This window comes from Pseudomonas sp. p99-361, assembly GCF_003935475.1.
GTDB lineage: Bacteria > Pseudomonadota > Gammaproteobacteria > Pseudomonadales > Pseudomonadaceae > Aquipseudomonas > Aquipseudomonas juntendi.
Genome location: NZ_RHQO01000026.1, coordinates 54,365 through 64,862 on the forward strand (window position 1 = coordinate 54,365; position 10,498 = coordinate 64,862).

Annotated in this window: 9 protein-coding genes; all 9 read right to left on the minus strand. The window is 57.3% G+C overall.

Annotated features, from left to right (window positions below):
• Positions 1 to 15: 15 nt before the first annotated feature.
• Complete coding sequence (locus tag EGJ22_RS13765; protein ID WP_052960507.1) at positions 16 to 1,404, minus strand: class I SAM-dependent methyltransferase; 1,389 nt, start codon at positions 1,402 to 1,404, stop codon at positions 16 to 18.
• Between the two features lie 178 nt (positions 1,405 to 1,582).
• A complete protein-coding gene (locus EGJ22_RS13770) occupies positions 1,583 to 2,791 on the minus strand; it encodes an ABC transporter ATP-binding protein (protein ID WP_009685987.1) in 1,209 nt (402 codons plus the stop codon).
• Position 2,792: 1 nt separating this feature from the next.
• Positions 2,793 to 3,593 (minus strand): ABC transporter permease, encoded by an 801-nt coding sequence (locus EGJ22_RS13775; protein ID WP_009685988.1) that lies wholly within the window; start codon positions 3,591 to 3,593, stop codon positions 2,793 to 2,795.
• 114 nt (positions 3,594 to 3,707) lie between these two features.
• Entirely contained in the window at positions 3,708 to 4,901 is a 1,194-nt protein-coding gene (locus tag EGJ22_RS13780) for a glycosyltransferase family 1 protein (protein WP_083281529.1), read from the minus strand.
• Between the two features lie 8 nt (positions 4,902 to 4,909).
• Positions 4,910 to 6,271: a phosphomannomutase gene (locus EGJ22_RS13785; RefSeq protein ID WP_070085806.1), complete on the minus strand. Its 1,362-nt coding sequence runs from the start codon at positions 6,269 to 6,271 to the stop codon at positions 4,910 to 4,912.
• A 129-nt stretch (positions 6,272 to 6,400) separates the two neighbouring features.
• A complete protein-coding gene (locus EGJ22_RS13790) occupies positions 6,401 to 7,843 on the minus strand; it encodes a mannose-1-phosphate guanylyltransferase/mannose-6-phosphate isomerase (RefSeq protein ID WP_070085807.1) in 1,443 nt (480 codons plus the stop codon).
• Positions 7,844 to 8,167: 324 nt separating this feature from the next.
• Complete coding sequence (locus EGJ22_RS13795) at positions 8,168 to 9,601, minus strand: MBL fold metallo-hydrolase RNA specificity domain-containing protein (RefSeq protein WP_125920296.1); 1,434 nt, start codon at positions 9,599 to 9,601, stop codon at positions 8,168 to 8,170.
• Positions 9,602 to 9,703: 102 nt separating this feature from the next.
• Positions 9,704 to 9,967, minus strand: coding sequence for a lipopolysaccharide assembly protein LapA domain-containing protein (locus tag EGJ22_RS13800; protein WP_070085808.1), 264 nt, complete (start codon positions 9,965 to 9,967; stop codon positions 9,704 to 9,706).
• Between the two features lie 19 nt (positions 9,968 to 9,986).
• Positions 9,987 to 10,283, minus strand: a complete 297-nt coding sequence (gene ihfB / locus EGJ22_RS13805) for an integration host factor subunit beta (RefSeq protein WP_003252675.1) — start codon at positions 10,281 to 10,283, stop codon at positions 9,987 to 9,989.
• Between the last annotated feature and the right edge of the window lie 215 nt (positions 10,284 to 10,498).

Below are 10,498 nucleotides of genomic sequence, written 5' to 3' on the forward strand. Positions count from 1 at the left end.
ATCAATTCAACCTGTTCAGGGCGCATAACCGATGGCGGCGTAGTCCTGTGGGCCAAACAGCAATCGGTTGAGAGGGGTGGTGATGGCTTCATCGTTGCCTTGCAGCAACAGGGAAGGGTCACCCGGGTGTCGACGGTCGATTTCAACTCGCTCGAACCCACGCGCCTTGAGTAGGAACGCCACCAGCGCGGGTGGCAATGGGTTGCGGTGCGTAGGGTCGACGTAGAAATTGCAGGCCCCGGTAATCAGGTTTTCCGGGTTTGGCGTTTCAAACAAAACAACGCCACCAGGGCACACGACACGACGAGCCTCATCAATCAGGCGAACTAGAACGTTTAATGGCAAGTGTTCGATGATATGGAAGGCAGTAAGCCCCGCCAGGCTGTTGGCAGGCATAGCTGCCAGATACTGCAGCGCATCGCCCATGTAGACTTCAAGACCGGACTGCTTGCAGTTTTCGATCATCGCACTGTTGGAGTCGACGCCGATCGCCGGGATGCCTTCTTCCTTGAGCAGTTGCAACCACTCGCCGCGACCACAGCCCAAGTCCAGCACTGGCAACTGAACCAGCTCTGGATCATTCCGGAAGTAGTCAAGGTTCCGCTTCAGCCGTTCGCGGATCATTTCAGGCGCCCCACGGAAACTGGCCTCGAACTCTAGGTAGAGCTCTGCCGGCATGCCCGGTTCATCTACCACCGCCGGCATTGCCTGGGCAGCGTTGTCGAGCCGCGGTCGTGCTGCCTGAAGTTCGGCAATGGTCAAGGTTTGTTCGCGTAGCATCTGCTCCAGACGGCGCATGCGCTCTATCAGGTACTGCTCGTTCTGCTGGATTGCCAAACCGTGGGTGTAAAGGCTTTGGTTGGTCTGGTTCTGCACTTGCACAGCGACGTTGCGCAAACGAGCAGCACCGTCGGCGATGTGCCACTCCAACGCGCCCACTCGTTCGGGCAGGTGACGCACCACGGCAAGCACCTGCCGCATGCGCAAGACACCGGGAACACGCACGGCTACCGCGTGTGCCAGGGTAATGAACAGGTTTTTCAGCGTGGCACCACCAGGGCGCTGCCGCACCCTGGTGAGGAAATTCATGATACGCGGGTGGCTGAAGAGCTTGCCGACTATCGGCAACCCGCGCAGCCGGCGATACAGGCTCGGCGGCGGCGTCTGGGCTTGCGGGGTGTCGTCGTTGGCCGCTGGGGTGGCCGCTACTTCAGGTTGCACCGGCGCTTCAGGCTTGGGCGGCAGGTACCCTTCAAGATCCAAAAGCTCGAAAGTACGTACAATGTCGTTGGGTACATTACTAGGCAGCTTTGCACTATCGGCACTGGCAGTAACTCGCTCATACTCGCGACGATTGACTTCAGCCTGAATGGTTTTTTGCAGTTTTTTAAGATCGATAGTCATTATTTGTGTTCAAAACTGGTTGAGTGGCCAGTGTAGGCGGATGAGTGTATGGCACTAGCTTCGTACGCTACGGGAACACCAGAGGCCGTCATTCTACGCAGGTCGTCTTGCTAGCGTCGAGCAAGCCCCAATGGGCAAGACCCTCGGCCTTGTTCAAGCAGGGCACCTCTCAAACGCCTCAGTCAAGCTTGAACTCTGCCTGCATGGCGCATACCCCGGCGAAATGTTTGTAGCTGCTGTTGCCAATCACATTGAACACAACAGCCTTGTCCCACCAGTCGAAGTTGTCCTCGATGTGATCGGCGCCCCCATGCAAGGCAAGGGTAAGGCTGTAGCTTCCGGGCCCGACATTGAAGGCTGGAATGGTCACGGTCAGCGTCTGTTCCTTGCCAGCCTCGACACCCAGGTCGCGCAACTCTCCACGCAACCAAGTGTTTGTACCGAAAATGTCGTAGCCAGTGCGATCCTTGAACATGAAGCCCAGCGACAAATCATAGATAGGCTCATTGGAGCGGATCTTCAGGCTCAATGTGAGCGGCGCGCCTACCTCCAGCATGGTCGCCGCTCGGCCATTGCTGCTGAGGGTAAGCTCCTCGATCCGAGCCTTGCCATTGCCCGAGCGCCCAGCATACGGCGCATTTACAGCCTGGGCCTGCAGCGATCCTTCTTCCTTGCGGGCAATCAGCGCGTTGTAGTAATCCAGTACTTCATCGGGGCGGCCATCCATCAGCATCTTGTGGTCGCCCAGCAAGATCGCACGGTCGCAAAGGCTTTTGATGGCACCTGGGTCATGGGAAACGAACAGCAAGGTCGTGCCCTGCTCGCGAAACTCACGAATGCGCGCGAACGACTTGTGCTGGAAGTAGGCGTCGCCTACCGCCAATGCTTCGTCAACAATCAGGACCTCAGGGCGCACAGCTGTCGCCACACTGAACGCGAGGCGCACGAACATGCCCGATGAATAGGTTCGGACAGGCATGTCGAAATAGTGGCCAATTTCGGCAAATGCTTCAATTTCCGGCATCAGCGCGATAATTTCCGCACGCTCGAGCCCTTGCATGCGCCCCGCTAACGCAACGTTTTGCCGGCCAGTGAACTCGGGATGAAAACCCATGCCCAGCTCGAGCAGCGCGGCAATGCGGCCAGTGGTGGTGATCGAGCCCTCGGTTGGCATCGCTGTGCCGGTGATCATCTTCAGCAAGGTACTCTTGCCGGCGCCGTTGACGCCAATGATGCCCACCGATTCGCCCTGCCCTACCTTGAAGCTGACATCCCGGATAATCCAGTTCTGGTCGCGTTTACACAGCCCGAGCCAAGTACCGAGTGCGTGCCAGCGACCTTTGAGTTTCGGATAGGCCTTACCTACCTGGTTTACTTGAATTGTCATGTCAGATCTGATCGAGCAAGTCGTTGTAGCTGCGTTGGTACAACACAACAGCCAGGATGAAGACGATAACAGCGAAGCCAAGCGGGTAAGCCAATTGGGACATCCCGACCGGTTCACCCAACAATGCTTTCTGCGCCGTCAGTACCATTGGGAAAACGGGGTTCCACGACAGCATCGACTGTACATGCTCAGACAATATGCTCAGCGGATAGACGATCGGGGTGGCCCAGAACAGTGCTTGGAAAAAAACATCGCTCAACTGGCCGATATCGCGAAAGAATACGTTCAATGTCGCCAGCAAGGCCCCTACGGCAACCCCCAGCAATACGACAGTGGCCAACACCGGAATCAATACCAGCGTCGTAGGCATGATCGGGAAGCCCGACACCAGCATGAACATGACCACCAGCACCAGCAGGATCAAGCTGTTCAGCGCCGCCGTCGCGATGACTGGAATGAATAGGATGAACTTGGGAAAGCTGGACTTCTTGATCAGGTTCGCATGCTCAAGAAATACACCCTTGCCCCGCTGTACCAACTCAAGCAGCAGGTTCCAGGTAATCAGCCCCGCGCAGAGGTATATACTGTAAGCATACTGGTGCTCAATACCGGGCATCCGCGCCTGCATCAGGCGCGAGAAGATCACCGTATAGATAAACACCATGAAAATCGGTGGCACCACCAACCACAGGGCACCGAAAGTAGAGCCCGCATAACGGCTTTTGATCTCACGCAGGGTGATCGCAAAGATCAGACCCCGATAGCGCAGTACGTCTTTTATCAAAGACAGCGGCGTATTCATTGTATTCGACTCACCATGTTCATAAGACTTCCTGTATGTAAGGTATTCGCGCCCAATCTGTAACGTACGGCGCAGGCTATGCCAGGCATGGCACTTGGTAAGGCCGCCCGGCTACTAGCCGATTGCACGGTAGACCTCCAGCGTCTCCTCAGCACAACGCCCCCAGGAGAATTCGGCAGCACGCTTCAAGCCGGCATCCGCCAATGCGGAGCGGCCAGCGGGGTCGCCAAGCAGGTCGTTGAGCTGCGCACTCAGTTGTTCGATATTGCCAGCCTCCACCAGCCACGCACTGCCCTGGGTGAATTCGGCCATGGATGTACCTGCCGTGCAGATCACCGGCACGCCACATTGCATTGCCTCTAGCACAGGCAGACCGAAACCTTCATAGAGCGATGGGTAGGCAAATACTGAGGCCCCGGCATAAAGGGCCGGTAGGTCAGCCCCCGGCACAAAGGAAAGCTGGCGCAAGCCGTGGCTGAGTTCCAGTGCCTTGATGCGATCGCCAAGGTCCTGATTGTGCCACCCGGGTGCGCCAGCCAATACCAGTGGATACTCCTCACGCACGGCCCGCGGCAGGCGGCACCAAGCCTCAATGAGGCTGCCTACGCCCTTGCGCGGCTCCAGTGTACCCACGAACAATACATAGCGCCCATGCTGAAGCCCGTACCGCTGAAGAGCCACGCAGGTTTCATCGGACGTTTGCGGCCGGTACGCCTGGGACGCACCCAGATATACCGTTTTCACTCTGTCGCAACTTACCCCGAAGTCACCCACTAGCTCATCACGTATCACATCCGAATCGGTGATCAGCATATCCGCTCGTTTCAAAGTCTGAGGCAGCTTGGAAGTTAGCCACTCCACGCGTTTGCGCGGATGAAACTGCGGAAAATGCAGGAACGAGAGGTCATGAATGGTCGCCACGCAAGGGCCTACGTGGGGTTTAAGGATGAAATTCGGCTCGTGATAGATGTACTGCCGGCGTTCACCTGCCCGAGAGTAGCGCCGGGCATTGAGCAACGCCTCCCTGGCATGGTAGGTGAACGTCCAACGTTTGAGGATACTCCGAACATGTGCTTCAAGAGCCTGACGCCCAGTGAGCTTCACTTGCTCGGCAGCTGGCTTCACATAGAGCGATGTGGCGGCCAGACACTGGGCCAATGCGCTTTCTGCACTTGAGAACCTGGCCCCATGAAAACACTCGATCACACCTACCTCCTGAGCCAGCAGTTGCTCAAGAAGGTTGAAGGTATAGTTCCCGATCCCGGTCAACGGCGGGACCAGCGATTCAGTATTGAGCAAAAGCTTCATGAAACCAGTCAGCCCCTGATCAAACGCGCGATCTCGTTGACACGGCGTCCGACCAAGGCGCTGTCACCCCGGCTCTCGACGTTCAGTCTCAACAGCGGTTCGGTGTTCGAACCGCGCAGGCTGAAACGCCAGTCGGCAAATGCCACGCTGATACCATCGGTACGGTCGACTTCTGGATTATGCGGCAGGTAAAAAGCGAGGATGCGCTCGATAGTGCCTTTCACATCGCCAACTTCATAATTTATTTCACCGCTGCACGGAAAAGCTTCGATGCGCTCGTCCACCAGTTGCGCCAGGCTCTTCCCGGTCGTGCTCATCAGCTCGGCAATTAACAACCATGGAATATTGCCACTGTCGCAGTAAGCGAAGTCGCGGAAGTAATGGTGGGCGCTCATTTCACCGCCATAAACGGCATCTTCGGCACGCATTCTTTCCTTGATGAAGGCGTGGCCGGTCTTGCTTTGGATGGCAATACCGCCCGCGGCCTCGACCTGTTCAATGGTATTCCATGTCAGCCGCGGGTCATGGATGATCTTGCCACCTGGGTGCTTGGCCAGCAGCATTTCACCCAGCAGACCGACAACATAGTAACCCTCGATGAACCGCCCCTGGTTGTCGAAGAAGAAGCAGCGATCGAAATCACCGTCGAACGCTATCCCTATATCAGCACCCGTATCGAGCAAGGCTTGCCGAGTCAGGTCGCGATTTTCAGGCAGCAGTGGGTTGGGGATACCGTTAGGGAAGTTGCCATCCGGCTCCCCATTGATGATTGTCATCTCCAGTGGCAGGCGCGCTTTCAGCAGTTCGAGCACCGGGCCGACTGCACCATTCCCGGGGTCAGCCAACACTTTGAGTGGTTTGAGGGCAGACCGATCAACGTAGGTCAGCAAGTGGTCAATGTAGGCACTCTTGTCGAATGCCTCACGAACAGCGCCTTGGGTTTTGCCAGGAGTACCAAGATTGCCGCTTTCGACACGCGCACGGATGTCCGCCAAACCTGTATCACCGCTGATCGGGCGGGAGTGCTCGCGTACAAGCTTCATGCCGTTGTAACCCTTGGGGTTATGGCTGGCGGTTACCATGATGCCGCCGTCGGCCTGGTAGTGACTAGTGGCGAAATAAACCTCCTCGGTACCGCACAAGCCGATGTCGATTACATCGACCCCGGCTTCCGTCAGGCCTTTTACCAAGGCGCTTGCCAGGCCAGGGCTCTCCAGGCGCATGTCACGACCCACTACATAGCTACAACCGCCCAGTTGGGCCACCAAGGCGCGCCCTATGCGATAAGCGATGTCGTCGTTGAGGTCGGCCGGAACTTGGCCTCGAATATCATAGGCTTTGAAGCAGCGGGTCTGGATAGGTGCGTACATACATCTCTCTGGATGCGTTGCCGCCTGAGCGTGCAACGCCTAGAAGGGGATGGCGGGCGATGGTCAGTCGCATGAAATTGGCCCGGCACCTCGAAAAGGCACTCACGGGCCGACGGGAAAAACCTGAGTTCAGGCGTCGCAACGACCGTATTTGTCCTCGAAACGAACGATGTCGTCTTCGCCGAGGTAGTCACCGCTCTGGACTTCAATCAGCACTAGGTCAATGACACCTGGGTTTTGCAAGCGATGCTTGTGACCGGCACGAATAAATGTGGATTCATTGGTATTAAGCATCAGCTCCTGGTCATCGTTTACCACCAGGGCCATGCCGCTGACCACAATCCAGTGCTCGCTACGATGATGGTGCATCTGCAGGGACAACGATGCTTTCGGCTTGACCACGATACGCTTGATCTTGAAGCGCTCGCCGTCTTCAAGCGTGGTGTATGTTCCCCAAGGACGATGCACCGTCTGGTGCAACAAATGCGCGGCGTGGCCATCGCCCTTCAGGCGTTTGACGATATGCTTGACGTCTTGGGCATGGTCCTTGTGGGCAATCAGCAGAGCGTCGGGCGTATCGACCACCAACAGGTCCTGCACACCGACAAGGGCAGCAAGGCGATCTTCAGTGCTGACATAATTGTTGGTTGCTTCGTAGGCCATCACCTCGCCTTCGAAACGGTTGCCGTGCTCATCCGGCGGGGTAAGTTCGCTGACCGCGTTCCACGACCCTATGTCGCTCCAGCCTATGTCGCATGGGATGGTCGCGACCTTTCGAGAACGCTCCATGAGGGCGTAATCGATTGAAATATCAGGGACATTGGCGAAGGTTTCAGCATCAAGCGCAAGGCAGCGGTAGCCTGCCGACGAGGCAATGCGAGAAGCTTCCAGCGTAGCGGCAACAGCTTCCAGCACATCAGGCGCATGAGTTTTGAACTCTTCAATTACGGCGCCTACCTGGAAGCAGAACATACCGGCATTCCAGAAGTAGTTGCCAGCCGCTACGTAAGCCTCGGCAGTCTTGGCATCGGGTTTTTCGACAAAACGCTCGACCTTCAACCCGCCTTCAAGTGCCGCCCCGGCAGCGGCCTCGATATAGCCAAAGCCGGTTTCTGGATACTGCGGCTTGATGCCAAACGTCACCAGCCAGCCTTGTTCAGCGAGATGGATCGCCTTGTCAACAGCTCGAGAAAAAGCCACTTCGTCCTGAATAAGGTGGTCTGCTGCCAGCACCAACATATGCGCTTGCGGCCCGTGGCTCTGGTGCAGTTGCAGCGCGGCAGCAGCCACCGCGGCAGCCGTGTTGCGACCGAATGGCTCGAGGATATAGCCCTGTGCATGGCCCTTGGTATTGATCGTACGATATTCGTCTTCGGTCTTGAACAACAACTCGCGGTTGGTGACGGTGAGGACTTCGACCACACCTTCCAGCCGGGCTGCGCGAAGAAAGGTCTTCTGGATTAGATTCTGCCCGTCAGGCAACGTCATGAACGGCTTCGGATGAGCCTCACGGGATACTGGCCACAAACGGCTACCAACGCCACCGGATAAAATTACCGGGATCAATTCCATATTCGGATCCTTAACGGCCCCTTGATGTTGTTTCACTTCAAGAAACCGGCATGTGTCTTACTGCTGATCACCGTCGCAAATGCGCAACGGCGCGAAAATTAGAGCGCCCAGCGTATTTAAATCCCCGACCATCCATAGGCACAAGACGCAAGATTCACCCCGTAGAATACCAGAGATTTTTCTTCGTAGGTTGCCGGCCGGCAGCTGGCTATCCCGCGGCAATCACCCAATTTAGGCCGGTCGTTAACCTTGGCGGGAGAGCGCGAAACGCCTGAGGGCAGCCATAAGACAATCACGATTATGAACGTTCCATGGAAAACGACTTTATGCGGGAATCTGTATTTGCGTCACCCACTCCAGCTCGCAAAGCCTCCGCGCCAATACCCGGGACAGCTCGACTTTGGCTCGGCGCTCACCGTGCACCAGTACAATCCTGCGGGGGCTTTGCGCCACGCTGGTTGCAAACCCGACCAGCCCCGCTTGGTCGGCATGCCCCGAGTATCCATCCAGGGTCAGCACTTTCGCGCGTATTTCGTACATTTGCTCATCCAGATCAATCAGCACCAACCCTTCAGCCCCTTCACTCGCCTGGATTACCGCACCCGGCGTCCCCTTTACCTGATACCCCACAAACATCACCTCATGCCGCCGATCCCCCAGCATGGCCTTGAGGTAATTGACAATCCGCCCGCCCGAACACATGCCATTGCCTGCAATGACGATGGCCGGTCGACCGGTGCTGCTGAGGTAATTGACTACCTGCTGGTGCTTGGCATGGGTGTCCACTGTGATCAACTGGTTGAAGCCAAGCGGATCACGCCCTTGCGCGAGCCGCGCCCTCGCCTCTTCGTTCCAGAACTCATGCAGGTCGCGGTAGGCACCGGTAATACGCTGGGCCAAGGGTGAGTCGAGGATGATAGGCAACTGCGACCAGTTGACGGGATCTTCGTCACCCGGTTCGCCGCGGGCTCCGGTCAATGCCTTGCGGTGCAGAATATCCTCTATTTCGTACAGCAGCTCTTGCGTACGCCCCAGGCTGAAGGCCGGAATCAGAATGGTGCCTTTGTCGGCCAAGGCGCGATCAATTGCCGCCTCCAGCTGCTGCTGCCGACCGCCCTTGACCGGGTGCAGGCGGTCACCGTAGGTACTCTCCAGCACCAGCACATCTGCCCGCTCTGGGGGCCGAAGCGGGCGCAGCAATGGGTTGGCACCATTGCCCAGGTCGCCTGAAAACACGTAACGGGTGTTGATACTTCCATGCAACAGGTCGCACTCGACATATGCCGACCCAAGCAGGTGCCCTGCACGCTGCAAGCGGATGCGACACTGCAAACCCGGCTCCATCACCACTTCATGCCACTGCTCGAAGGGCAAAGGCACAATCAGGCTTGTGACCCGTTCAAGGTACCGCGCCACCTGAGCAGGCTCGCGGTTGATGCCCACCCTGTAGGCGTCCTCCAGTACCAGCGGCAGTAGCCGCGCCGATGGCTCGCTGCAGATTATGGGGCCGCGGTAACCTGCAGCCAGCAGCGCAGGTATGCGCCCGACATGGTCCAGGTGTACGTGGGTGACGATTAGCGCGCGAATGCCCTGAATATCGAAGCTGAGCGGCGCGGATTCTGCACCAGGCGGCGCATCGGTGCCCTGTTCCAACCCACAGTCGACCAGCAAACTGCTACACGAGGCCAAGTGCAACTGGTGGCAGGACCCAGTCACACCCCGGGTGCCACCGTGATGGAAAAGGCAGGGGAACTCCATGCTACGCACACTCAACTTGGCCATAAATGAAGTGGGCTATTACTTCATGGCGGCCAGCCTGTGCATAGGCGGACTATTCCCAGGAAGGCGTAGGAAATTTCCTTAGTTACCGCTCAATGCCGCTTGCCGGGCAGAGGCCTTGATCTTGCGCTTGCTGCGTTGAACGCCGTATGCGCCCAGTAGCGGGCCTATAGCCAGGCCGATGACAAGCGCTGCCAGCACCAAGACAGCCACGGGCATTTCCGGCGCAGCCCAGCCAAACAGCACCAGCGCAACGGGCTGCTGGTTCTCCAGCACGAAGAGCAACACTACCGCCGCCAACAGCAGCACGAAAATAGCCGCCAGGGCGCGCTTCAGGTTACGCATCAGATTGCTCCTTGAGTGCTCAGGCTTCGGCCTCGTCTTCTTCGTTGACCCGGTCGCGCAACTCTTTGCCGGGCTTGAAGTGCGGTACGAACTTGCCTTCGAGGCTGACCGACTGGCCGGTCTTGGGGTTACGCCCCACGCGTGGGGCGCGATAGTGCAGCGAGAAGCTGCCAAAACCGCGGATCTCGATGCGGTCGCCGGTAGCCAGGCATTGTGACATCTGTTCAAGCATGGTCTTGATGGCCAACTCCACGTCCTTGGACGAGAGCAGCCCTTGATGGGTGACAATACGTTCGATCAGCTCCGACTTCGTCATATTTTTCCCTTCGTTATCAAGCAGCTAGATCATTGCTTAAGCAGGTTGTAGCACGCTGGGAAGGATTTGAACAGGGTGCATCTTGACTTAATAAAAAATTTCAAGATTGAAGTTTTACCGGAATGGTCTAGGGAGGCCGCGCCGCCCGCGCGGCGCATCGCGAGCTGCGCTCGCTCCTACGTTTGTTTCGGGCCAATTATGCCTGGGGGATTTGC

Coding starts and splice junctions, on each gene's coding strand:
- EGJ22_RS13800 (WP_070085808.1), bottom strand. CDS start 9,967: ATGCGTAACCTGAAGCGCGCCCTGGCGGCTATTTTCGTGCTGCTGTTG.
- EGJ22_RS13765 (WP_052960507.1), bottom strand. CDS start 1,404: ATGACTATCGATCTTAAAAAACTGCAAAAAACCATTCAGGCTGAAGTC.
- EGJ22_RS13770 (WP_009685987.1), bottom strand. CDS start 2,791: ATGACAATTCAAGTAAACCAGGTAGGTAAGGCCTATCCGAAACTCAAA.
- ihfB (WP_003252675.1), bottom strand. CDS start 10,283: ATGACGAAGTCGGAGCTGATCGAACGTATTGTCACCCATCAAGGGCTG.
- EGJ22_RS13795 (WP_125920296.1), bottom strand. CDS start 9,601: ATGGAGTTCCCCTGCCTTTTCCATCACGGTGGCACCCGGGGTGTGACT.
- EGJ22_RS13780 (WP_083281529.1), bottom strand. CDS start 4,901: ATGAAGCTTTTGCTCAATACTGAATCGCTGGTCCCGCCGTTGACCGGG.
- EGJ22_RS13790 (WP_070085807.1), bottom strand. CDS start 7,843: ATGGAATTGATCCCGGTAATTTTATCCGGTGGCGTTGGTAGCCGTTTG.
- EGJ22_RS13775 (WP_009685988.1), bottom strand. CDS start 3,593: ATGAATACGCCGCTGTCTTTGATAAAAGACGTACTGCGCTATCGGGGT.
- EGJ22_RS13785 (WP_070085806.1), bottom strand. CDS start 6,271: ATGTACGCACCTATCCAGACCCGCTGCTTCAAAGCCTATGATATTCGA.